The 23,625-nt window shown below is 64.9% G+C and carries 18 protein-coding genes; 7 read left to right on the top strand and 11 right to left on the bottom strand.

Features of this window, described 5'->3' with window-relative positions; translation table 11 throughout:
* The first annotated feature begins 176 nt into the window (after nt 1-176).
* From FJ967_RS18515 to FJ967_RS18505, 3 genes are all read left to right on the top strand, one after another.
* Nucleotides 177-2,291 carry an AMP-binding protein gene (locus FJ967_RS18515; RefSeq protein ID WP_140733266.1) on the top strand — a complete coding sequence of 705 codons (2,115 nt, stop codon included), beginning with the start codon at nt 177-179 and terminating at the stop codon, nt 2,289-2,291.
* Between the two features lie 4 nt (nt 2,292-2,295).
* On the top strand, nt 2,296-4,185 hold the full coding sequence (locus FJ967_RS18510) for a polyketide synthase (RefSeq protein ID WP_140733265.1): 1,890 nt from the start codon (nt 2,296-2,298) through the stop codon (nt 4,183-4,185).
* A 74-nt stretch (nt 4,186-4,259) separates the two neighbouring features.
* A complete protein-coding gene (locus FJ967_RS18505) occupies nt 4,260-8,417 on the top strand; it encodes a beta-ketoacyl synthase N-terminal-like domain-containing protein (protein ID WP_140733264.1) in 4,158 nt (1,385 codons plus the stop codon).
* Between the two features lie 14 nt (nt 8,418-8,431).
* Here the strand turns inward: FJ967_RS18505 and FJ967_RS18500 are convergent, their stop codons facing one another.
* Nucleotides 8,432-9,466: an ATP-grasp fold amidoligase family protein gene (locus tag FJ967_RS18500; RefSeq protein ID WP_246675314.1), complete on the bottom strand. Its 1,035-nt coding sequence runs from the start codon at nt 9,464-9,466 to the stop codon at nt 8,432-8,434.
* Nucleotides 9,467-9,927: 461 nt separating this feature from the next.
* Here FJ967_RS18500 and FJ967_RS18495 point away from each other — a divergent pair, with 461 nt between their 5' ends.
* The gene (locus FJ967_RS18495; RefSeq protein ID WP_246675306.1) at nt 9,928-10,308 is read left to right on the top strand and encodes a metalloregulator ArsR/SmtB family transcription factor; all 381 of its coding nucleotides are present in this window, start codon (nt 9,928-9,930) and stop codon (nt 10,306-10,308) included.
* Nucleotides 10,309-10,651: 343 nt separating this feature from the next.
* Complete coding sequence (locus FJ967_RS18490; protein WP_140733262.1) at nt 10,652-11,599, top strand: AraC family transcriptional regulator; 948 nt, start codon at nt 10,652-10,654, stop codon at nt 11,597-11,599.
* 144 nt (nt 11,600-11,743) lie between these two features.
* Here FJ967_RS18490 and FJ967_RS18485 read toward each other — a convergent pair whose 3' ends face one another.
* The 10 genes from FJ967_RS18485 to FJ967_RS18440 form a co-directional block, all read right to left on the bottom strand.
* Nucleotides 11,744-12,712: a branched-chain amino acid ABC transporter permease gene (locus tag FJ967_RS18485; protein ID WP_140733261.1), complete on the bottom strand. Its 969-nt coding sequence runs from the start codon at nt 12,710-12,712 to the stop codon at nt 11,744-11,746.
* Between the two features lie 3 nt (nt 12,713-12,715).
* On the bottom strand, nt 12,716-13,609 hold the full coding sequence (locus FJ967_RS18480; RefSeq protein ID WP_140733260.1) for a branched-chain amino acid ABC transporter permease: 894 nt from the start codon (nt 13,607-13,609) through the stop codon (nt 12,716-12,718).
* A gap of 3 nt (nt 13,610-13,612) precedes the next feature.
* Nucleotides 13,613-14,335, bottom strand: a complete 723-nt coding sequence (locus FJ967_RS18475; protein WP_140733259.1) for an ABC transporter ATP-binding protein — start codon at nt 14,333-14,335, stop codon at nt 13,613-13,615.
* Nucleotides 14,316-15,053 (bottom strand): ABC transporter ATP-binding protein, encoded by a 738-nt coding sequence (locus FJ967_RS18470; protein WP_140733258.1) that lies wholly within the window; start codon nt 15,051-15,053, stop codon nt 14,316-14,318. Before FJ967_RS18470 ends, FJ967_RS18475 begins: the two co-directional genes overlap by 20 nt.
* 181 nt (nt 15,054-15,234) lie before the next feature.
* Complete coding sequence (locus FJ967_RS18465; RefSeq protein ID WP_140733257.1) at nt 15,235-16,443, bottom strand: amino acid ABC transporter substrate-binding protein; 1,209 nt, start codon at nt 16,441-16,443, stop codon at nt 15,235-15,237.
* A gap of 64 nt (nt 16,444-16,507) precedes the next feature.
* Nucleotides 16,508-16,897, bottom strand: a complete 390-nt coding sequence (locus FJ967_RS18460) for a nuclear transport factor 2 family protein (protein WP_140733256.1) — start codon at nt 16,895-16,897, stop codon at nt 16,508-16,510.
* 17 nt (nt 16,898-16,914) lie between these two features.
* A complete protein-coding gene (locus FJ967_RS18455) occupies nt 16,915-17,709 on the bottom strand; it encodes a MoaF C-terminal domain-containing protein (protein ID WP_140733255.1) in 795 nt (264 codons plus the stop codon).
* A 13-nt stretch (nt 17,710-17,722) separates the two neighbouring features.
* The gene (locus FJ967_RS18450) at nt 17,723-18,511 is read right to left on the bottom strand and encodes an SDR family oxidoreductase (protein ID WP_140733254.1); all 789 of its coding nucleotides are present in this window, start codon (nt 18,509-18,511) and stop codon (nt 17,723-17,725) included.
* A 213-nt stretch (nt 18,512-18,724) separates the two neighbouring features.
* A complete protein-coding gene (locus FJ967_RS18445) occupies nt 18,725-19,312 on the bottom strand; it encodes a YceI family protein (RefSeq protein ID WP_246675305.1) in 588 nt (195 codons plus the stop codon).
* A gap of 34 nt (nt 19,313-19,346) precedes the next feature.
* Nucleotides 19,347-20,246, bottom strand: a complete 900-nt coding sequence (locus FJ967_RS18440; protein ID WP_140733253.1) for a hypothetical protein — start codon at nt 20,244-20,246, stop codon at nt 19,347-19,349.
* A 205-nt stretch (nt 20,247-20,451) separates the two neighbouring features.
* Here FJ967_RS18440 and FJ967_RS18435 point away from each other — a divergent pair, with 205 nt between their 5' ends.
* Entirely contained in the window at nt 20,452-21,954 is a 1,503-nt protein-coding gene (locus tag FJ967_RS18435) for an aldehyde dehydrogenase family protein (RefSeq protein WP_210243582.1), read from the top strand.
* Between the two features lie 5 nt (nt 21,955-21,959).
* A complete protein-coding gene (locus FJ967_RS18430) occupies nt 21,960-23,552 on the top strand; it encodes a GMC family oxidoreductase N-terminal domain-containing protein (RefSeq protein WP_140733252.1) in 1,593 nt (530 codons plus the stop codon).
* The last annotated feature ends 73 nt before the right edge of the window (nt 23,553-23,625 follow it).

Below are 23,625 nucleotides of genomic sequence, written 5' to 3'. Positions count from 1 at the left end.
GGTCTAGTCAAAATCGGCCCCATTCGACGTTGCGGATACTATTATATTAGTGTAACTGTTCTTGGGCGAATGTTCCACGGCGGCCGGACAGCGGCAGAAAACGATGCTCCGACGCCGGCTCATTTTCGAAGATCGGGAGGAGCCGTCTTCGAAAAAGCGGCATGAGAGGATGACGCATGACACGAGAGTTTTCCGAAACCCTGGTCCATATCGCGCGGGACAGGGCGCAGCGGCTCGGCGACAAGGTCGCCTATGCCAATCTCAGGGACGGCAAGGAGGAACAGCGGCAGATCAGCTACCGGCAGTTGGACGAATCCTGCCGGCGCATCGGTGCCGCCCTGCAGCGCCGCAACGCCGCGGGTGAACGGATCCTGCTGTTGTTTCCGCAAGGCGCGGAGTTCGTGCTCGGCTTTTTCGGCACGCTCTATGGCGGAGCGATCGCCGTTCCCGCCCACACGCCCAAGCCCAACAAGCGGAGCTGGGCGACATTCGAGGCCATCGTCGCGGATTGCCGCCCCCGCTTCATCCTCACCTGCCATTCGATCCGCGACAACATCGTCGCCTGGTCGAAACCCTATCCGTCGATCAGCGCATTGGAACTGCTGTGCGTGGAGGATCTGGAGAGCGAAGGCCTTGCCGACGACTGGGATGGACTGGCCGAGGCCAGAACCGACATCGCCTTCCTGCAATACACATCCGGTTCGACCAGCACGCCGAAGGGTGTGATGGTGAGCCACGCGAACCTGATCCACAATGCCGGCCTCACCGCCCGCCATATGGGCCATGACGACAAGACCGTCATCGTCAGCTGGCTGCCGCTGTTTCATGACCTGGGGCTGATCGGCATCGTGGTCCAGACCCTTCAAGTCGGCGCCACCTGCTACATGATGAGCCCGGCGGCCTTCAGCGGAAACCCGGCGCTCTGGCTGCAGGCGATCAGCCGTTACCGTGCCACATCGAGCATGTCCTCCGATTTCGGCTATCGGCTTTGCGTCAAGTCGATCCGCCCCGAACAACTCGAAGGCGTCGATCTCAGTTCGTGGCGCAACGCCCTCAACGCCGCCGAGCCCATTCATGCCTCGACGCTGGCCAGCTTCCAGGAACGGTTCGCGCCTTTCGGCTTTGCCGAGGACGCTTTCTTTCCAGCCTATGGCCTGGCGGAGGCGACGCTTCTCAGCACCACCTCGCGTGTCGGCGAGAAGCCGGTGATCATGCGTGTGGACAGGGTCGCGCTGGCGCGGGGCGAATTCGTTCCCGCGGAGGGGCCGGACGCCGTCGCGCTCGTCAGCTCCGGGCGGCCAGCGCATGACATGGAAGTCGCCATCGTCGATCCGGAAACACAGGCGCGCTGCGCCGACGGCGCGATCGGCGAAGTGTGGGTGCGCGGACCAAGCATTGCCCGGGCCTATTGGCAGGCGCCCGATGCAAGCCGGCAAACCTTCGCGCAAAGCCCCGCCGACGAAAGCGAGCCGCATTTCCTGCGCACCGGCGACCTTGGTTTTCTCTGGAACGAGGAACTCTATATAGCCGGCCGGCTCAAGGACCTGATCATTTCGCGGGGCCGCAACCTCTATCCGCAGGATATCGAACTGACGGTCAAGGACAGCCATCCGGCATTCCGCACCGTGAACGGCGCGGCCTTCTCGGTCGACAATGACGACGGCGAAACGATCGTCGTCGTGCATGAGATCGAGCGCACCGCGCGCAATGCCACCGATCTGACGGAGCTGGAGAAAACCGTCCGCAACGCGGTCTGGCAGGAACACGACATCAGCCTCGCCGATATCGTGTTCATTCCGCCGGCCTCGTTACCGAAGACGACCAGCGGCAAGGTGCAGCGACGCCTGACAAAGGCGCTCTATGTCTCGGGCGAAATGACGCCGCTCAAAACGCGCGGCCAAGGCAGCGAACCCGCCATGCCGACCCCAGCGCAACGACCGGACGGCGACAAGAGCTTCGGCCGGCAAGAACTGCAGGAGCGGATCTTGACACAGGCACAGGCGCTGGCAGGCACCAAGGCGCCCGTCGAGGCCACCGACAGTTTCGGCACGATCGGCATCGATTCCGTGCTGGCGGCGCGGCTTGCTGTCATCCTGAACGAGACATTGAACCTGTCGCTCGAACCAACGATCTTCTGGCAGTACCCGACACCCGAACTGCTTGCCCGTCACCTGGCACCAGCGCCGATCACCGCGACCGCCAAGCCGGCCGCACAGGCGCGCTCGAAGGACGACCTGCTTCGCGCCCTGAAGGCGGCGCTCGGTGAGCCGACGCTCGAAAGGCAGGAGTAGGACGGTGGCCGAGGCAGCCCGTTTCACGGCGGCGCTCGTGACGGAGCGCGGCAGGTCGCTCAGTCCAGCCGAGCAACACTGGCGCGAGCCGATCGCCATCATCGGCATGGACGCGCGCTTTCCCGGTTCGCGCACACCAGCGCAATATTGGGACAATCTTGCCGCCTGCCGCGATTTGATCGGTCCGTTGCCGCATGGTCGGGCCGGCGGCGAAGCCGGTGTCGTCGAAGCCGGCTTCCTGGAGGAGGTCGACGCCTTCGATGCATCGTTCTTCGGGATCTCGCCCGAGGAAGCGCGCCTGATGGATCCGCTGCAGCGTCTGGCGCTGGAATCGGCATGGCACTGCGTCGAGGAGGCCGGCTACCGCGCCGCCGATCTGGCGCGAACGCCAACGGGTGTCTTCTTCGCGACGGGCAAATCCGACTATGAGGAATTGCTCTACCGCAACGATATCGCGGCCGACGCGGCGCTGGCGACCGGGGTGGCGACCTCGATCATCGCCAACAGGGTTTCCTTCACGCTTGGCGTTACTGGCCCAAGCCTCGCGGTCGATTCCGCCTGCTCCGGCTCGCTGGCTGCCCTGCATATCGCCGCGCAGTCGATCCGCAACGGCGATTGCGCGATGGCGCTTGTGGGCGCCGTGAACCTCATCCTCGGTCCGACCCTGTCGCAGTCGCTCCGCAAGGAAGGGACGCTGAGCGCCGACTGCCGGACCCGAAGCTTCGACGCCTCGGGCAGCGGCTATGCGCGCGGTGAGGGCGCGGTCTCGCTGCTCTTGAAGGCGCGCTCGCAAGCCGAAGCCGACGGCGATCACATCCATGGCCTGCTGATCGGCTCGGCGATCAGCCATGGCGGCCGCGCCAACTGGCTGACGGCCCCCAATGCCGTCGGCCAGAAACAACTGATCGCCACGGCGTGGCGGCGCGCCGGGATCGATCCACGCACTGTGACTTACGTCGAAGCGCATGGGACGGCGACGCCGCTCGGAGATCCGATCGAGTTCAACGCCCTCTGCGGGGCCTATGATGAACTTGCCGGGGACAGGAATGACGATGGGGTGCAACCGCGCTGCGGCATCGGTTCGGTGAAGGCCAATATCGGACATCTCGAATCTGCCTCGGGCCTCGCCGGCATCGTCAAGGTGCTGCTGTCGATGCGGCATGCCAGCATCCCGGGCAACCCGCACCTGCGCACCGTCAATCCGCTGTGCAAAACGCAAGGGACGCCGTTCGACTTCGTGCGGCGGACCGTGCCATGGCAGCGCCAGCGCGCGAGCGATGGCGGCCTGGCGCCCTACCGGGCCGGCGTCAGCGCATTCGGCTTCGGCGGCGCCTATGGCCATGCCGTGATCGAGGAATATTTGCCGGCTGAGAGCGATGTCGTTGCCGACGCCGAGGCGGCTCCGGTGCTGCCGATCCTGCCGATCTCGGCCAGGGATGGCGGCCGGCTGCGTGACTATGCCGAGCAGCTACGGCTCTTCGCACAGGACCAGGTTGCGGGACCTGCTACCGGAAGCGAGACCGCTCGGGGCCTCGAAGACTTCCTCTACACGTTTCAAGTCGGACGGGTTCTGCTGCCCAGACGCGTGGCGATCGTCGCCAAGAACTGGCAGGACCTTGCTCTTTCCCTAGCCAATTTCGTCGCCGGCAAGGACGATCCCGATATCATCGCAAGCGCGGACGGCCCGGAGCCGGCACCGGGAGACGAACTGGAGGCGCTGTCGCGGCGCTTCACGCGCCAGTGGGTCGGCGGCGCGAAAGTCGATTTTGCCGGCTTCTACACGCCGGGCCAGCGCAAGCGGATAGCCGCCCCCGTCTATCCCTTCGCGCGCACGCGCTTCTGGTTCACCGACCGTGAGACATCAGCGGCGCGGCTGCAGGCCGCTGGATCGTAGAGCATGCGCAGGCCCCTACCGGGACCGTGGCCGGGGCCGGGGCCGAGTGTTTTCAGACTGTTCGAGGCACCAAGATGAATTCCCAAACCGATATTTCCGCGACCGCCTCGAACAGGCCTGCCGATCCGTTGCAGGACATACGGTCGCTGGCGGCGGCGATCCTCGAAACTGACCCCGACAGTCTCGATCCGGACGAGGTGCTTGGCTATCTCGGTTTCGACTCGGCCTCGCTGAAGCTCCTGGCGAGCAGGCTTTCCGGGCATTTCAGCACACAGGTCGACACCATACTGCTCTTCACCTACCCGACGTTGCGTTCCCTGTCCGAGCACCTCGCCGAACAGGGCCAGAGACAGCCGGCGGGCGCGGGCGAGGCGCAAGCCGGGCTCGGGCAGCAAGACGACGATCCGAACCGCGATATCGCCATCGTCGGCATCGGCTGCCGCCTGCCGGGCGCTGCTTCGAAGGAAGAATTCTGGGACAACCAGGCCGCGCGCCGCAACTGCATTGGCGAAGTGCCCAGGCAGCGCTGGGACTGGCGGGCGCTGTCCGGCGATCCCTTGCGCGAGAGCGGCCGAACCGATGTGAAATGGGCCGGCTTCATCAAGGGCGAGGACCAGTTCTCCCCCGAATTCTTCGGCATCTCGGTCTATGAAGCCGAGCAGATGGATCCGCAGCAACGCCTGTTCCTCAAGGCCGCCTGGGAGGCGATCTGGGACGCCGGCCACGATCCCAAACAGCTTGCCGACGGCGCCGTCGGCGTCTTCGCCGGAGTCCAGTTCCAGGACTACCAGAAACTTCTCGATCTCAAAGGGGTCCTCAGCGCGCAGGCCTGCACGGGCAACGCCCACGCCATGCTCGCCAACCGCGTGTCCTTCCTCCTCGACGTGCACGGGCCGAGCGAGGCGATCGACACCGCCTGCTCGAGCAGTCTCGTGGCAATTCACAATGCGGTCAGGGCGATCCGCAACGGCGAATGCGATCTCGCCATCGCCGGCGGCGTGAACCTGCTGCTGGCACCTGACCTGTTCGTCATGGGCCGCCAGCTCGGCGTGCTGTCGCCCACCGGCCAATGCCGCACCTTCGACGCGGGCGCGGACGGCTATGCGCGCGGCGAAGGCGTCGCCGCTCTGCTGCTGAAACCGCTGGAGAAGGCGGTTGCGGACCGCGACCACATCTACGGCGTCATCAAGGGAACCGCGGTCAACCATGGCGGCAAGGCGGCATCGCTGACCGCGCCCAACAGCCGGGCGCAGGCGGACCTGGTAATGCGCGCCTTCAGGGATGCGCGGCTGACCCCAAACGACGTGTCCTACGTCGAAATGCACGGCACAGGCACCGAGCTTGGCGACCCGATCGAAGTGGAAGGCGTCAAGGCGGCGTTCCACAAACTGCGCGCCGAAAACGGCCTGCCGGCCTCGCCTTGTGCGTTAGGCTCGGTGAAAACCAATATCGGCCATCTGGAGCCGGCGGCAGGCGTGGCCGGCGTGACCAATGTCGTCATGGCCATGGCGAACCGGACGTTGCCGGGCCTGTCGAACTTCCGCCACCTCAACCCGCACATCCGGTTGGAGGATGGATTTTCGGTCCAGTCCGAGACCACACCCTGGCAAGCCGCGACGCCCGACCTGCCGCTCGGCGCGGTGGTCAATTCCTTCGGCTTCGGCGGTGCCAATGCCTGCGTGGTGCTGCGGGAGCATCGCCGGCCGCGCCGGCAACCAACGGCGGGAGGCAAGCTCTTCGTGCCGGTCACGGCATCGAATGCCGCGCTGATGAAGGTTCACGCGGCGGCACTGGCGCGGGCCATCGGCGCGCTGGAACAGCGGGAGGACGACGGCCTGCTGGCGGATATCGCGTTCACGCTGCAAGGCCGCAAAGAGAGCCGCGCGATGCGCGCTATAGTGCGCGCATCCTCGATCTCCGATCTCCTGGAAGGGCTGACGGCGATCGCCGATGGGCATGCCCTGCCCAAAACCGTGGCGACATCAGGCTCCAAACAATCGGCGCCGGCGGACTGGCCCGACCACGTGACGCGGTGGCTCGACACCGGCGCCACCGACTGGCCCGACATCGTCCACGCCGGACGCCGTCCGCTGCCCATTTCACCCTGGCCGGACAGGAGCTGCTGGTTCGAGCCGAGAGCCGGCAGCGCGGTCGTTGCCGGTGATGCCGCCGCAGATCCGGCACGCATGATCTATTTCGAACCGTGCTGGCAGTCGGCAGACGTGAGCGTCGGACGGCCGCTCGACGGCAGATGCATCTGGGTCATCGGCCGCAATGAAGCGCAGATCGAGGCTTTCGAAACCGGGCTACGCGATGCGGTGACGCCGAAAACCACGCTTGTCACATCGCTCGTCGGCGCGATGTCAGCGCCGGAGCCGTCGCTCGATGTGTGGAACCTGGCCGGTGACGAACCGGATATCGTGATCATCCTGCCACCCGAGCCGGCCCTGGGGCCGCGCATGCTGGCTCAGGAGGAAACAGGCATTCTGTTTGGGTTGGCGAAAGCCCTCATGGAGCAGTCGTTCGGCAGGGAGGTCGACCTGTTCTATGTGGCGGGGCAGGACTTTGGTCTCTCGCCGGTCACGGATGCGCTGCCGGCGTTCGCCAAATCGGCCTTTCTGGAGAATGAGCGCCTGAAGATGCACACGCTCTATTTCAGCGACCCCGCAGAGCAGGATTGGCGCCGGCTGCTGGCCGCCGAAGTCATCGCCGCGGCGCCCCGAACGCCGCTCACGATCCGCTTTGCTCCAACACGCGCGGTGCGGGGATTGCGGGAGGCCGGCATGGCGGCGGGCTCCAGCGCTACCGGTACATGGTTCCGGCCTGACGGTGTCTACCTCATTGCCGGCGGCGCGGGCGAACTTGGCTTCCGGCTGCTCGACACTCTCATTGGCGAGGTCGATGCCACGTTCATCCTGTGCGGGCGTTCGCCAGGGGAAGGTGCTGTTGCGCAGCGCATCGATGCCCTTCGCGCGAGGGCGAACCGACCGGGCTCAGTCCACTATGTCAGCTGCGACATAGCAGAGATCGGCCAGACGCGCGGCATGATCGAGGGCGTGCTGGCCACGCATGGCCGCCTGAACGGCATCGTCAACATGGTGACCGCCCATAATGACGCCTACCTCTACAGAAAGGACTGGGAGGACTTCACCGCCGTCAGCGCTTCCAAGGTGCAGGGCACCGTCAACCTCGACCTTGCGACTGCCAAGCTCGATCTCGATTTCTTCGTCGCGTTTTCGTCACTGGCGGCGCTCGGCCTCGCGGGCGGCAGCGACTATGCCTATGGCTGCGCCTTCCAGAACGCGTTTGCCGGCTGGCGTAATCGGGCTGTTGCAGCCGGGCGCAGGAGCGGCGCAAGCCACGCCATCAGCTGGTCACGATGGAAATGGGACAAATATGTCACCGAAAGCTTCGACGACTGGTTCGCTTCACTGGGCTATGCGTTTCTCGACATCGCGGCCGGGCTTGACGCGTGGCGCACGGTGCTGGGCCGAGGTAGCGGCGAGATTTTCGCGCTGCAAGGCTGGCGCGAGCCGATCTTGCAGCATCTCGACCTCGACGCGGGATTGCTGCGCTCGAGCCAGGTCGGCTCCCTCGCGGAAGGCGCTTCCGCCCCGGCACCAATCCCGGTCGACATTGCCGCCCCGATCGAAATTCCGTCAGCACGGCAATCCGTTTCGCAAGCTCCAGCCCGGCAAAGCCCACAGGCCGAAGCGCGGACGGGAAACAGTCCACGGGGTGACATGGAGGGCGCGCTGTCGGCGATCGTCAGCGAGCTGCTCAAGCTGGACGAGCTCGATCCGCACAGCCCCTTCCCCAGCATCGGCCTCGATTCGGTGATGGCGATCCGGCTGATCGTGCTTGTCGAACAGCGCCTGGCAAGGCGGCTGTCCCCCAAGGACCTGCTGCAATATCCCTCCGTGGCGCAGCTTGCCGGCCACATGCGCGCCCAGGATGCGCCGGCGCTGCCGGCGGACCTTGCAGCCGGCGACGATCTGGATGCAGTCGCCACCTACCTGGCATCGAGCCTGAAGAAGATGCTGCGTGCCGACGAGATTTTGCCCGACGCGAAATTCGGCAATCTTGGCGTCGATTCGATCATGGCCGTGAAGCTGGCGTCCGAATTCGACAGGCGCTTCGAAATCGGCATCTCGCCACGCTGGTTCATCGACTTTCCGTCGATCGAGCGCATGGCTCGCGAGATCGAAAGCCGCAGATCGGCACGCCATTGATCACCTCACCGCTGTCAGGCCGCCGGCTGGACATCGCCGGCCGCTGAAGAGGATCGGTTTTCAGCGGAATGGACGGGTGCCGGATCGCCCCCGCCGCATTTGGCGAGCAGCGCTTCGGCGTAGAGGCGGACGAAGCCGGTATGAGGCCGCCGCAGGAAATCGGCATGGTCGAGCCGCCAGTGCTGCTCGATGCCAGCCATGATGGCGGGATTGCTCCAGGTGGAATAGCCGCCCGCCGTATAGACAGTCACCTCGCCCGCGAACAGCCGCTCGTCGGTGACCAGGAAATCGACCCTGACATAATCGAGATCGCCCGCGATACGCGGCGCGATAAGGACCGCCTGGCGTATGCAATCGACCAGGCGCGCCGTCACCGGAAGTGCCTGATCCTCCCTGGGATAGTCGATATCGCGACCCGGCAAGGGATTGCCCTCGGGATCGAATAGCCGCGACATGCGGATCTTCTTGTCCTCGGCCCTGACGTGGCAAACGACACCGCTGCAGAGCTGAACCTTGATTTCGGTGGCGATCTCGCCGCCGCTGAGCGGAAGCATCTCCTCGACCAGTATTTCCGGCACGATCGACCAATAGCCCCATTCGCTGTTGCGGCGCCCCTGCCGTCTGGCGAGCCATCGCCTTGCTTGCCGCACGATCGCGGCGCGGTCGTGCTGGCCGTTCGAAACGAAGACATTCATGTCGCAGCCATGGTTGGCCTTGACCACCACGTCGCCGGCAAGCAACGCAACCGGGATGGAATCGGGATCGCTGCCGCGCCACAAGGTCCTGGGCAGCGGCAGATCTGGGCAGACACGGCTGATATAGTCCTTCGCGGCGAGCTTGTCCGACAGGGTCACGAACAACGGATTGTGGTCGATAAGCCGGCGCCAGAGCATGCATTCATTGTATCGCTGCGGCGCGGCTGGATTGGGCAGGTAGCCCATCTTTCTCGTGAAGCGCGCGACAAGCAGCGGATGCCGCAGCGTGATCAGCAGGCGCGCCAGGGCCAGCACAAGGCGGTGTTTCGGCGAAAGCTCGGCGTTCGCCTTCATGTTGGCCAATCGAGGCCGACGCTCCCCCAGCAGATTGAATCGCCTGACCACCACCGCCCTCAGCCCATTCCAGCCAAATAAGCATCGACGCCCCGTGCCGACAAGCTCGGCGGCGCGCATCTTGCGGCTCGATCTTCGCGAGCTCAACCACCTGGCGGTCAAGTCGTGGAGCCAAACTTAGCCATCCAGAGCCTAAGACTGGTCGCTGGCTGCCAATGCAGTCTCGCGGCGGAGATGAATGGTTGATCCCCTCAGCAGAGCTGCCCGCTGCCGGCCGGCACAGGCTTTTTGCACCTCGTTGGAACGGCAAGATAAAACGCAAGTTTCGAAGGCATGCGGCGCACCGTGGATGGGCCGCTGGCCAAGGGCAAACTTGGTCGGCCCGCGCCGATCCCCCGATGGGCGCGGGCCATCCCCTTCGCGTTATCAGACGCATTCCTCGTAGACTAATTTAGGCGCGCATGGTTTACCTGTCGCGCGGCGACGCTAGGTTAACGCAGATGATTTCGAAAATATCCAAGCGCGGGTGCGACGAGTCACGCGATTTCCTTGAGGCAGTCGGCCATCCGACCAGGCTGTTGGTCCTGGCCCATTTGCTTGATGGCGAGCTATCGGTAAACGTGCTGTTGGAGAAGCTAGGTATCGATCACTCCCAGGCGGCCCTCTCGCAACACCTGGCCAAGCTGCGCAAGGCCGGACTCGTGGATACTCGCCGGGATAGCCAGTGGATATACTATTCCTGCAAATCGCCCGCCGTGCACCAGTTGTTTGCCTTCCTGGAGGCGACATTTGGCGATGTCGACGCCAAGACGTCGAAGCAGCCCGCCCTTATCTCCGCATGACGAAGACCAGGTTCGGCTTCCGATGCGGTTTGCCCGTCTCGATCCGTTCCGCGCCATAAGCCTGGTCTGTTCCGAATGCGGCGCTCGCCGGCCCGGTCGGCGCGCTTTTTTCTGTCCTGCAGGTAACGCTCGCCGTCGCCGCGATGCCGCACGAGTGGCGAGACCTGCCTGGTCGGGCCACCTGCTTATCCCTTCTCGCCGCCCGAAGGGCGTCCTTACAAGGGTGAATTCTTGTTGTTGCGGCGAATATGGTTAGCATGTTAAGTTCTTGATTGCATCGGTGCTGCCGTTGCCTCTCAAATCCCGCATCAAGACGGGAGAGAAACGAAGATGGGAGGAGACTATGCTCGGCCACCATATGAGCGTCGCCGACGGTGAGGCTTTCCTGTCCGCGTCGCGGACGCTGTTCGGCCCCATCACCCAACGCTTCTCGCGCGGCGAGGGGCCGTCCCTGCCCAAGCTGGTCTCGGTCAATCTCGGCTCCTGCCGGCTTTCCGAGATCAAGGCCAAATCGCATCTTGTGGTCAGCGACCGCGCCATCTGGCGCAGTTTCGATCCCGACTCGATCAAGATCCTGATGCAGCTCAGCGGCCGCAGCCGCTTCGAACAGCAGCAGACGGCGGTCGATCTCGGCCCGCGCGCGGCGATCATTTATGATCCGCTGCGCAGTTATTGCCTGCAGAACCTCAGCGAAGTCGACCAGCTCATCCTGCAGGTGCCGCGCTCGACCTTCGGCGACGACACGCTGGCGCGCCTTTCGGCGCCAGTGCCATTGCCCGGCCAGGACGACAGCCTCACCCATATCGTGTCCGGCCTGATGCAGATGGCGATCGGCACCGCGCACAAGCTCGACGAAGCCGGCTGCCGCCGCGTCGGCGAAAGCCTGATCCAGCTCGTCAACGGGCTGATCCAGGCCAAGCCGATGGCGCCGGACTTCCGCCGCTCGCCGCTGGAAGCGCTGCGCGAGCGCATTGTTGCCTATATCGACGCCAACCTCGCCCGCAGCACTCTTTCGGCCGAAGATATAGCCCGCCACATGGGCTGCTCCCGCCGCTACCTGCACCGCGCCTTCGAAGGCGAGGGCATGACACTGGAACGCTTCGTCTGGGACAGGCGGCTGGAGCGCAGCAAGGAGGAATTGTTGTCCCCTGCCCGCGCCTCAGCCTCGATTTCCGAAATCGCCTTTGCCTGCGGTTTCAATTCCAGCGCGCATTTTTCGCGGGCCTTCAAGAGCAAGTACGATGTGGCGCCGAGGGAGTTGCGGGAGAGGTTGGGAACGGTGGTGCATTAGGGGGCGTCGGCCTGAGCTGAACGGAAGAGTTTCAACGCCGCGCTCATCGGGCAGTTCATCGTTTTACTGGCACATATTCGTGGCGTCGCGGGCTCGAACTGAGCGTTGCCTTGCGGAGCGCGCTGCGGGTTTTCTACCCAACTCTTACGCCAGCCTTGCCTTGCCCGCAAAACTGCGCATCAGCCCCTTCGGCAGGAACAGCATCGCCAGGATGATCGTCAGCCCCGAGATCACCGGGTGATAGTCGGGCACGACAATGCGCGCGAGGTCGAAGACCGCGTACATCACCAGCGCGCCGAGGATCGGGCCGAGCAGCGTACCGGTGCCGCCGACCACCGTCATCATCAGCGGCAGCAGCATCCAGTCGAGGTCGAAGACCGAGTCCGGGCCGACATGGAAGATATAGAAGGTGTAGAGGCTGCCGGCGACTCCGGCGATGAAGGCGCTGCCAGCAAACGCCGCGACCTTGACCTTCAGCACATCGATGCCGTTGGCCGACGCCGCCATCTCGTCGTCGCGCACCGCGATCATCGCCAGGCCGTAGCGCGAGCGCATCAGGGCGCCGATGGCGAGCGCGGTGGCGACCATCAGGCCGAGTGCGACCCAGTAATGCGGACGCAGCGTGTCGAACATGCCGGCGGGCGCGACGATGCCGAAGGCACTGCCGGTAAAATCGCCGCCATTGACGAACAGCACCTTGACGATTTCGCCGAAGCCGAGCGTGCCCAACGCGAAATAGTCGCCGCGCAGCTTGGACAGCAGCGGCAGGCCGATGATGGCGGCGGCAAGGGCCGCCACAACGCCGCCCAGCGCCATCGTCACCGGATCGAAATAGTAGATGCCGGGATGCGTGTCATAGAGCGAGCCCCAGAGATAGTTGCCGGTCCACAGGATGGCGGTGGTATAGGCGCCCAGCCCGAAGAAGGCGTGGCTGCCGAGGCTGATCTGGCCGCCATAGCCGGCCACCAGGTTCCAGCTCTGCGCCATGATGGCATAGAGGAAGACGAAGAACAGGAATGAGAAATAATAGGCGTCGACAGCGCCTGGCACGAATGGCAGCAGCGCGAGCGCCGCGACGGCGACGATGGCGATCCATTTAAAGGCGTTGCTCATCTCTCAAGCCTTCTTGTAGGGCCGACTGAACAGGCCTTCCGGTTTGAACATCAGCACCGCCAGGAACACGCCGTAGGCGATGGCGTTCGTCCAGCCGCCCGAGATGAAGAACTGGACATAGGCTTCGATCAGGCCGAGCAAGATACCGCCGGCGAGCGCGCCGGTGACGTTGCCGATGCCGCCCAGCGCCAGCGCCACCAGCGCCTTGAGGCTGAAGATGAAGCCGGCGAACGGATTGAACGGGAAGGTGGTCGCCACGGCGACGCCGGCGGCACCCGCAAGCGCGATGCCGATGGCAAAGGCGATGGCGTTGACGCGGTGCGGGCTGATGCCCATCAGCGTCGCGGCGTCCATGTCCTCGGAGGCGGCGCGCACGGCCTTGCCGACGATGGTCTTGCGCAGGAAGAGCATCACCAGTCCGGTGCCGGCGAGTGCGATCAGGAAACCCATGGTGCGGGTAAATGAGGTGCGCACGCCAAGCAGTTCGATGCCGGTCGCGGTATAGCTCGTCACCACGCCGGCGGTGTTGCCGCCCCAGACGACGGTCATCAAGTTCTGGACCAGGAACATCAGGCCGACGGCGATCAGCAGCGAGACGTTGCGGTCCTCCTCGGCGGCGGCCTTGCGGAACAGGCCATGATACATCAGCCAGCCGACGCCGAGCCCGACCGGCACGACGATGAGCAGCGACAGGAACGGGTCGATGCCGAGGCCGTAGAACAGCGCCCGCACGAAATAGGCGGCGAGAATGATCATCGCGCCCTGGGCGAGAAAGATCAGACGCATGGTGCCGAAGATGAGGCTGAGACCCACCGCGGCGACGCCATACATAGCGCCGCCGAGCGCGCCGTTGAGCGAGAGCTGGAGCAGGATGTCGGGTGGAGGGAGGTTGAACATCGATTACTCCAACGCGCCCATATAGGCTTTCTGGATTTCGGGATCGGCGATGAGTTCGGCGCCGGTGCCCTGCATGGCGAGCGAGCCGGTTTTCAGCACGAAGGCATAGTCGGCGACTTTCAGCGCCTGGTGGATGTTCTGCTCGACCAAGAGGATGGTGACGCCCTGGCCGTGCAAGGTCTGGATCAGCGAGAACATCTGCTGCACGACCAGCGGGCTCAGCCCCAGCGACGGTTCGTCGAGGATGAGCAGCGACGGCTCCGACATGGTGGCGCGCGCGATCGCCAGCATCTGTTGCTCGCCGCCTGAGAGCGAACCGGCCTTCTGGTGGACGCGCTCCTTCAGACGCGGAAACAGTGCATAGGCCCTATCGAGCAACTCCCTGGTGCGCGGCCGCGCCTTGGGCTGGAAGGCGCCGAGCTCGAGGTTTTCCAGCACCGTCATCTGGCGGAACAGGCCGCGCCCTTCCGGCACATGCGCGATGCCCATCGAGGCGATCTCCTGCGGCGCCTTGCCGACCAGCGATTGGCCGGCCAGCCTGATGTCGCCGCTTTTCGGCTTGAGCAGGCCGGAGACGGTCCTGAGCAATGTGGTCTTGCCGGCGCCGTTGGCACCGACGATGGCGACAATGGTGCCGGGGTCGACATGGAGCGAGACGCCCCACAGCGCGCCGACGTCGCCATAGGCGACCTGGAGATCGCTTACTTCAAGCAGCCGGTTCGCCAAGATAGGCCTCTATGACTTTGCGGTTCTGGGTGACTTCGCGCGGCGTGCCGTCGGCGATCTTCTCGCCATGGTCGAGCACGATGACGCGGCTGCACACTTTCATGATGGCGTCGACCTTGTGCTCGACCCAGAGCATCGAAAGGCCACGCTCGGCGCGGACGCGCCTGATAACGTCGACCATGCGCTGAATCTCGGTCGGGTTGAGGCCGGCCATCGGCTCGTCGAGGAGCAGCAGCGCCGGGTCCGACGCGACGGCGCGGGCGATCTCCAGCATGCGGCGATCGGAGAGCGTCATATGGGCGGTGCGCATGTCGCGCCGGGCAGTGAGGCCGACCAGTTCGAGCGCGGCGTTCGCCGCCTCGGTCGCATGCTTGACGCGGCCCCCTGCCCCGTAGACGGCGCCGACCATGACGTTCTCGAAGGCGGTCATGGTCAGGAAGGTGCGTACCAGCTGGAAGGTGCGGGCGATGCCGAGCCTGGAGATGCGGTGTGGCGCAATGCCGGTGATGTCCTTGCCACGAAACAGCACTCGCCCCTGCGTCGGCGCATAGATGGCGGTGATGACGTTGAACAGCGTCGACTTGCCGGCGCCGTTGGGGCCGATCAGCCCGATCAGTTCGTTGGGACCGACCGCGATGTCGACATTGTTGAGCACGACGAGCCCGCCGAACCGCTTCTGGACCGCCTCGAGGCGAAGCAGGGTTTCGTCTGGCTGCATCGTGTTTCCGTCTCTCCGGGGATGTGATTGGGTTTGGGAAGCTGTCAGGATTTGGCGCCGCCCGCGCGGCCAGCCATTTCTCCCCGTCACTATACGGGGAGAAATGCTTGGCAGGGCAATAAGGGGCAGCGCCGACGCCCGAAAGGTGTTTCCCTTACGAGCGCGCCCTGCCCCTCGCCTGTCAGCGCTTGTCCCAGGCCGGGGCCGGCTTGTAGGTCCAGGTGCCGTCCGGATAGATCAGCTGGTGTTTGCCCTGCCACCATTGCGTGGCGACGCTCGGGATCAGCGCGAAGCCGGTCTCGTCGAACTTCAGGTCGCCGACCACGGTGTCCTTGAACTCCTGGCCGAAGATCGCGTCATGGATCGCCGAAGCATCCGTGCTGCCCGCCTTCTCGATCGCCTGCGCCAACACTTGCGCATTGGCATAGAAGGCGCCGACTGTGACGGAGTCCTTCTTGTACTCGGCCTCGTAGCGGTCGCCGAGTTCCTTGGCGCCCTTGTAGGGGTAGCTCGCCGACCAGAAGCCGTCGGTCATGATGTAATCGGAGTCCGGCCCCAGTGCTTCATGGAACTCGCCGGTCCAGGTGCCTTTCCAGCCGTGGAAATATGGCACGGAGAAGCCGAGTTCCTTCATTTGCCTGAGCAGCGTGATGGTATCGGCGGGCGAGCCGAAGACCAGCATGGCGTCGACGTCGGCGGCCTTGAGCTTGGTGATCAGCGCCGAGTAATCGGTGGCGCCGATCGCCCATGGATCGTCGACGGCAAAGGTGTAGCCGTACTTCTTCGCCGCCGCCTGGAAGGCGCCGCCAAAGCCCTTGCCGTCGGGCGAATCCTCGGTGACCAAAGCGGGGTGCTTCGGCTTCTCGCCGGCGGGCAGCTTGTCCCAGACCTCGAACGGCACCTCGGCGCCGGGGCCAGGATGGAAGAAGAACAGCGCCGAGTATTTGAGCTTCAACGGCTGCCATTCGAACGGGAAGGCCGTCGTGATCATGTAGAACTTCTTGTACTTTTCGGCGACGATGGCGCCGGCGATGTTCATCGGCCCGGAATGGGTCGACAGCAGCGCGTCGACCTTCTGCACCTTGATCAGGTTTTCGAGCGCCGACGCCACCTTGCCTTCGGAGCTTTCGTCGTCGGCGACGACGAGGCGCACCGGCAGCTTCTTGCCGGCGGACTTGACCATGATGCCGCCGGCCTTGTTGATGTCGGCGACAGCCTGCTCATAAGCCCATTTCTGTTCCTTGCCGTCGCCGGCCAGCGGCCCGGTCAGCGAGATCGGCGCGCCTATGACGATTTCGGTGTCGCCGGCATTGGCGGCGACCGTGCCGGCGGCACTGAGCGCGGTGGACAGCAACAGGCCGGCCAGCATTCCCTTCAACGTGATTTCCATTCCATCCTCCCAGGTTCATCGGGCCAGCGCATCAGGGCCAGCCCGCATTCACGGCGCCAGTGCTTCAGCCCATCGCGGCTGCGACCAGCTTGGTGTCGGTGAACTGTTCGAAGCTGACGGCCTTGCCGTCCCGCATTTCCCAGACATGGACGACGCGCGCAGACATCGCCTTGCCGGTCTTTTTGTAGACGCCCGAATAGGTGCCGATTCCGACGATGGTGCTGTCGCCATCGACCAGCGTGTCGACCTTCAGCGCGTAACCCTCCCACTCCTCGCCGATGCGCTTGAAGACGCCTGATATGATGGCGTCGGCACCGACATAAGTTCCCGCATAGGGAAAGCCCGCCATTTCGGTCCACGCCGTCTTGTCGGTGACTGGCGCCATCATCGCCTGGAGATCCTTGTTGTCGGAGCCGGCGTAGTGCGCCTTGATGACTTCGTAATTCCTGCTCATGCCATTCACCTGTTCGCTCAGACGGGCGCTTTGCCCGGGTCGTAGACGGTTGTGGATTTCTTCTCGATGAAGGCGCCGGCCGGCTTGTTCTCGACCTTGCCCTGGCTGGTGATGCCGAGGAATTTGCCAGTCGAGCGCATCGTGTCCCAATTGTAGAAGAACAGCGAAGCGACCGGGATGATGAACTCGCGGAAGCCGAAGACATAAAGCTTGTCGTCGAACTTCCAGGTGGTGGCGAGATCGACGTCGCCATGGCCGCGCTGAATGCCGACGAGATTCTGCCAGGCATAGCGTTCAGAGCTCAGATAGATGTGCTCGTAGACGTGATTGGGGCTGTATGTGTAGTGCGCGGTCAGGCCAATCAGGTCGCGTGTCGGCGCGGGCTCGGTGCCGGCAGGCGGAACCGAGGCGTCGCCAAGCACGCCCGCCGAATAGACCTGCGCGACTCGCGGTTCGCCGGGCGCCTCGCCGGGCTCGCGAACCCGCTCTCGCACCGAAAGCACGCGCCGCGTTTTCGTGTCGATGATGAAGGCCTCGTCCTGCGTCGGCCGCGTGGCGAAAACCATGTTGACGAAGAAGACTTGCGGCGCGACTTCCAGCGCCTCGTACCAGTCAGCCCCGGCATCGCTGCCTTCGCTCCAGGCCACGGTATCTGCCGATGTGAAGGCGAGATCGATGACGCGGCCGGTATTCAGCGTGATCTTGAAGGTCTGGCCGCGCAACGCGTCCGTCGTCGGCAGACGGTTGCTGGCGATGCCGGCGGCGAAATCGTCGAAATGCTTCCAGTCGGCAGGTCTGTTCTGGTCGTTCATGGTACCCTCCACATCAATCGACGAAGGCAAGCGTCGGCAGGTCGACGACGGTGGCGCCGCCATCGATGGTCAGGATCGAACCGTTCATCATAGCTGCCTCGCCCGAGGCCACGAAGCAGATGACGTTGGACACTTCTTCCGGCGTTGCCGGGCGGCCGAGCGGCACGTCCCTGGTGACCAGGCGATAAGCTTCCTCGATGGAGCCGAGACCGTGCTTTTCGACAACGACCTGCATCTGCTCGTCGGCCATGTCGGTCGCCACCCAGCCGGGGCAGATGATGTTGGTGCGCACGCCCTGGCGGCCATAGTCGCGCGCAAGCGATTTGCCGAGGCCGACGCAGGCGTGCTTCATGGTGACGTAGCCGGCCGCCGCCGGTCCGGCGAACAGGCCGGCGATCGAGGCGACGACGACGATGTTGCCCTTCCGCGCGATCAGGTCCGGCAGGCACTCGCGGGCACAGACGAACGTGGTGTCGAGATTGAGGCGCGTCGCCAGCGCCCAGGTCTCGTCGCTCATCGACACGGTCGGACCGACGCCGTGGCCACCGGCATTGGCGACGAGAATGTCGACCGGGCCGAATCTGTCATGCACTTGCGCAAGGGCAGCGCGGACGGACCCGGCGTCGGCGGCATCGCCCTGCACCACCAGCCCGCCAATATCCCTGACGACTGCCTCTAGCGGCTCGCGCCGCCGGCCCATCAGCACCACGCTGGCCCCGTCGGCGGCCATGCGCCGTGCGACGGCCGCACCGATGCCGGTGCCGCCACCGGTGATGAATGCCGTCTTGCCGGAAAATCTCATTGGTCCATCCCGATTGGTGCTGTCGCGCCGGCTACGGCAGGTCTTGGCCATGTGCCGATCTTGTTCAGGGATAGTGCGCCGGAGCCGCCCCGCAGTCTTGTCCGAGTGGGAACTTTGTTTTGACTGAACGCGCACTTCGGAGCCGTCTTTGCGAAGCGCCGCGCGACATCCGAGCCGCGCGGCGGCCACCACAGGTCCGCCTGCTGCAGTGACTTACTTCTTGATCGCCTCCAGATCGATGGCGATGTCTACTTCAGGCCCGAGGCCGAACCCGTCGGCGGCCTTGGCCATCGGAAAGTCCGCCGTGCTCACCTTGCCCGTGGCGCTGAAGGCCGCCTTGGTCAGCGTCGCATCCCATGGCGCCGGCGCCTCGTTGAGCAGCTTGACGTCGAGCGTGATTTCCTTGCTGACGCCGCTGATGGTGAGATTGCCGGTGACCTTGCCGGTCTTGTCGTCGACCTTCTCGACCTTGGTGCTTTCGAAGGAGATCGTCGGGAATTCGGCGGCGTTGAAGAAATCAGGACCCTTCAGATCGCTGTCGCGCTGATCGAAGGCGGTGTGGATGGAGCCGACGTCGAGCTCCGCCTTGACGCTGCTCCTGGTGACGTCGGCCTTGTCCATCACAATGGCACCCTTGACCGCGTCGAACTGGCCGTGCGCGATGCCGTAGATACCGTGCTTGATGGTAAAGGTGACCCAGGCGTGCTGGCCGTCGATCTCGTAATTGTCGGCATAGGCCGCCGATGCCAGCATCGAAGCGCCGGCGAATGCCAGCGCGGCAATCAATCTCTTCGTCCTCACATATGTCTCCCTGTTTGTTGGTTGTTGGAGCGGCTCAGGAAAAGCCAAGGGCGGCCCCGTGCGGCGCCCAGACGATCGCCGTCACGATGGCCAGTATCGCCGGAACGGCGATCACGACACCGGCAACCAACGGCCGCAAAGGCCGGGCGCCGGGAAGCAGGCCTTGCAGCCGGCCGCGCATGAGCACGGCGGCGAGCGGCGGCAAGGATGACAGGACGAGCGCCAGGGGATTGGCCTTTGGCGCCAGCAAGGCCACCTGGATCAGCACCGTGGCGGCAGCGAAGAGCAACAGGAATTCGACACCTTTGCTCAAGGTGGAGACTGCGCCGCCGCGCAACGTCGTGAGATACTGGACAAGGCACCAGCCGCCGGTCAGCGCGGCGAGCGAGCCGAGCAATTGCCCGGTGACGATCGACGCGCCAAGCACCGAGACGATGGCCCCGGAGAGCGACAGGGACAGCGCGGCCGCCGGCGCCAGGAACGGCTCTTCGGCCGCAGGCGATGGCGAGGATGGCTGCGCCATGAGCATCGCCGCACCGATGAGGACCAGCAGAGCAACGGCAAGTGCTGCGATCATCTGCAGGTCGAGCGAGCCGGCGGCAATGCGACGCCAGCCGAGCCACAGGAACGCCGTGGCAAGGGCAGCAGCGGTGAGAACGCCGGCCGTCCGGCCCGCCAGGATCCGCTCAGGCAAAAAACCGATGACGATGCCGGCAATGGCGAGATAGATCAGCTTCTGGCTGGCGGCGACCGGCGGCATGACGGGCGGGCCGAGCGTGTCCCAATAGAAGAACAGGACCAGTGCGGCCCAAAACAGTATGCGCACGGGCGACGATGCCGGAACGACAAACCGTGAAAGCAGGGCCAGGACGATGCCCAGGACCAGCGGCAGCGCCGCCGTGATGACCATCGCATTGCCGAGAATTGCGCTCAACCGCCGTCGCCTCCAGCACCGTTCAAGACCGCGCCCGCGCAGCCGATCTCGTTGCCCAATCTTGATTGGCCAAGGGCGCGCCGTCTTGTCCGAGCGGGAACTTTGTTTTGACTGAAAGCGCACTCGCGCCCGCGGCGGCTTGAAGCGCGTCGGCACGCTCCATAACCCTGCCGGAACTGTTCGTCGGATTTCGAGGAGGAATGGCGTGAACGAGAGAACCGTACCGCCGATCAGCGCCGCTGCCGCAGCCTTCCTGGCGCGGTCGCACCGGCCCTTCATCAACGGCCGTTTCGTCGACGGCCTTGCGGGCGACGGCCTCGCCGTCGACGATTCCGCTTCGGGTGAGATCGTCGCGCATGTGCCGGAAAGCGGCCCGGAACTCGTCGACCAGGCGGTGCGTGCCGCGCGCGCCGCGCTCGAAGGCCCATGGGCCTCGATGCGGCCGGTCGACCGCCAGAACCTGATGCTGAGGCTTGCCGATGCGGTCGAGACCGACGCCGACCTTCTAGCCGAGATCGAGAGCATCGAGAACGGCAAGTCGCTGGGCGTCGCCCGCATGCTGAGCGCCGGCGGCACCGTCGACTGGCTGCGCTACTATGCCGGCTGGGCGACCAAGATCGAGGGTTCGACTTTCCAGGTCTCGATCCCGGTGCCGCCCGGCGCCAAGCACCACGCAATGACCGTCATGGAACCGGTCGGCGTCGTCGGCGCCATCGTGCCGTGGAATTTCCCGCTGCTGATCGGCATGTGGAAGATCGCTCCGGCGCTGGCCTGCGGCTGCACGGTCGTCCTGAAGCCGCCGCAGGAAACGCCGCTCGGCCTGCTCAGACTCGCCGAGCTGATCGAAGCGGTCGGCTTCCCGCCCGGCGTCGTCAACATCGTCACCGGCAGCGGGGCCGTCACCGGCGAAGCGCTGATCCGCCATCCCGGCGTCGACAAACTGACCTTCACCGGCTCGACGGAAGTGGGAAAACGCGTCGGCCATGCCGCGGTCGACCGCATCGCGCGCTTTACGCTGGAGCTCGGCTCGAAATCGCCGATGATCCTGTTGTCCGACATGGAAGACGGCATCGAGCCGCTGCTGGCCGGGCTCGGCATGTTCTTCAACCAGGGCCAGGTCTGCACCTCGGCGGCGAGATTGTTGATCGAGAAGTCGATCTACGAGCGCACGCTGGCGCGCCTGGCCGAGATCGCCGACGGCATGACGATGGGCGCCGGCCGCGATGCCGAGGCGCAGATCAACCCGCTGGTCTCGGCCAAGCATCGCAACAGCGTGCAGGGCTTCGTCGAGCGAAGCCTCGCGGCAGGCGTCGAACGCGTCAGCGGCGCGCGTGCGGTTCCGGCCGGGGGACACTATGTGGCGCCGACAATCCTGCATCATGTCCGCCCCGACATGGAGATCGTGCGCGAAGAGGTGTTCGGACCGGTGGTGGCGGCAATGCCGGTCGCCGATCTCGATGAGGCGATCCGCATCGCCAACGACACGCGCTACGGCCTGTCGGCCTCGATCTGGACCCGCGACATGGGCAAGGCGATGAGCGCCATCCACGGGCTCAAGGCTGGCACGGTGTGGGTCAACTCGCACAACACGCTCGATCCGGCAGCGCCATTCGGCGGCTTCAAGCAGTCCGGCATCGGCCGTGAGCATGGCCGCGCGGCGATCGAGGGCTACCTCGAGACCAAGACCGCTATCATGCGCTACGCCTGACCGATATGGCCGAGGTTTACGACTACATCGTTGCCGGCGCCGGCTCGGCAGGCTGCACGGTGGCGAACCGGCTGGTCGCGGCGGGCAAGCGCGTGCTGGTCGTCGAGGCGGGCCCGGCCGACAACACGCGCTTCATCGACATGCCCGCCACCTTCGCCAGGGTGATCGGCACGGCGCGAAGCTGGATCTACCAGTCGGAGCCGGAGCCGAGCGTCGGTGGCCGCTCGCTGCCGATCCCGCAAGGACGCACGCTCGGCGGCGGCTCGTCGATCAACGCCATGCTTTACGTCAGGGGCCAGCCACAGGACTATGACGGCTGGCGCGATCTCGGCTGCCCGGGCTGGGGCTGGGACGAGGTGCTGCCGGTCTTCACGCGGCTGGAGCGCAACGAAAGGCTGGCCGGCGAATGGCATGGCAATGCCGGGCCGCTGCCGGTCTCCGATCCGCGCTATCGTCACCCGCTGTCGCTTGCCTATATCAAGGCGGCGCAGCAGGCCGGCTACCGCTACAATGATGACTTCAACGGTGAGCACCAGGAAGGCGTCGGTTTCTACCAGACGACGACCTGGAACGGTGAACGGCAATCCGCCGCCAAGGTGTTTCTGCGGCCGCTCGCCGGCAATGCCAATCTCAAAATCGTCACCGATGCGCTGGTGACCGGGCTGACGCTGGAGAATGGCGCGGCGACCGGCCTGACCTACAGAACGCCGGACGGGCAGAGCCACACCGCTTCGGCGAAGGCCGAAGTCATCCTCGCCGCTGGCGCGCTGGCGACGCCGAAGCTGATGATGCTGTCCGGTCTTGGCCCGGCCGCGCATCTCACGGAGCTGGGCATTCCCGTGATCCGCGACATGCCGGCGGTCGGCCGCGATCTGCAGGACCATGTCGCAGCCCCGCTCTACGCTTTGACCCGCAAGCCGATCTCCCTGCTCGGCGAGGATCGCGGGCTGAAGGCGCTGCGCCACGGCATCGAATATCTGCTGTTCCGTCGTGGCCTGCTCACCTCCAATGTCGTCGAGAGCGGCGGCTTCTTCGATACCGATGGAGACGGCCGGCCCGACGTGCAGTTCCATGTGCTGCCGGTGATGATCGAGAACGCCGAGCATGGCTCGGTCGAGCGCCACGGCATGGAGTTGAACCCATGCGTGCTGCGGCCGAAGTCGCGCGGCTCAATGCTGCTGCGCTCCCGCGATGCGAACGATCCGATCCGTTTCACCACCGGCTTCCTGTCGCATGCCGATGACCTCGCCATGCTTGTGGCCGGCATGAAGGTCGCCCGCACCATTCTGCGCCAGCCGGCGCTGCGCGAGGTCGTCGCCGAGGAAGTGGCTCCGGGCAGATCGGACGATATCGCCGACAAAGTGATCGTCGATCAGATCATCCGCCACGCCAAGACCGTCTACCATCCCTGCGGCACCTGCCGCATGGGAATGGATGAGGGCGCGGTGGTCGATCCCAGGCTGCGCGTGCGCGGCGTGCCGCGCCTGCGCATCGCGGATGCCTCGATCATGCCGCGCTTGACCAGCGGCAATACCAACGCACCGGCGATCATGATCGGCGACCGTTGCGCCGATTTCATCTTGAAAGCATGCAGCTAGAGCGTTTCATGTTTTGACGGAAACGTAACCAGCGTTTTCGAAATAGTTCCTGCATTCGGCTGCCTCGATGGTT

The organism is Mesorhizobium sp. B2-3-4, from assembly GCF_006442315.1.
In the GTDB taxonomy this organism is placed as follows: Bacteria; Pseudomonadota; Alphaproteobacteria; order Rhizobiales; family Rhizobiaceae; genus Mesorhizobium.
This window is presented reverse-complemented; position numbering and strand designations above follow the sequence as displayed.

What these genes read in the sequence shown, in the direction of transcription:
- FJ967_RS18505 (WP_140733264.1), top strand. Translation starts at nt 4,260, where the DNA reads ATGAATTCCCAAACCGATATTTCCGCGACCGCCTCGAACAGGCCTGCC.
- FJ967_RS18450 (WP_140733254.1), bottom strand. Translation starts at nt 18,511, where the DNA reads ATGAGATTTTCCGGCAAGACGGCATTCATCACCGGTGGCGGCACCGGC.
- FJ967_RS18430 (WP_140733252.1), top strand. Translation starts at nt 21,960, where the DNA reads ATGGCCGAGGTTTACGACTACATCGTTGCCGGCGCCGGCTCGGCAGGC.
- FJ967_RS18515 (WP_140733266.1), top strand. Translation starts at nt 177, where the DNA reads ATGACACGAGAGTTTTCCGAAACCCTGGTCCATATCGCGCGGGACAGG.
- FJ967_RS18490 (WP_140733262.1), top strand. Translation starts at nt 10,652, where the DNA reads ATGCTCGGCCACCATATGAGCGTCGCCGACGGTGAGGCTTTCCTGTCC.
- FJ967_RS18485 (WP_140733261.1), bottom strand. Translation starts at nt 12,712, where the DNA reads ATGAGCAACGCCTTTAAATGGATCGCCATCGTCGCCGTCGCGGCGCTC.
- FJ967_RS18480 (WP_140733260.1), bottom strand. Translation starts at nt 13,609, where the DNA reads ATGTTCAACCTCCCTCCACCCGACATCCTGCTCCAGCTCTCGCTCAAC.
- FJ967_RS18470 (WP_140733258.1), bottom strand. Translation starts at nt 15,053, where the DNA reads ATGCAGCCAGACGAAACCCTGCTTCGCCTCGAGGCGGTCCAGAAGCGG.
- FJ967_RS18500 (WP_246675314.1), bottom strand. Translation starts at nt 9,466, where the DNA reads ATGAAGGCGAACGCCGAGCTTTCGCCGAAACACCGCCTTGTGCTGGCC.
- FJ967_RS18460 (WP_140733256.1), bottom strand. Translation starts at nt 16,897, where the DNA reads ATGAGCAGGAATTACGAAGTCATCAAGGCGCACTACGCCGGCTCCGAC.
- FJ967_RS18495 (WP_246675306.1), top strand. Translation starts at nt 9,928, where the DNA reads ATGGTTTACCTGTCGCGCGGCGACGCTAGGTTAACGCAGATGATTTCG.
- FJ967_RS18455 (WP_140733255.1), bottom strand. Translation starts at nt 17,709, where the DNA reads ATGAACGACCAGAACAGACCTGCCGACTGGAAGCATTTCGACGATTTC.
- FJ967_RS18465 (WP_140733257.1), bottom strand. Translation starts at nt 16,443, where the DNA reads ATGGAAATCACGTTGAAGGGAATGCTGGCCGGCCTGTTGCTGTCCACC.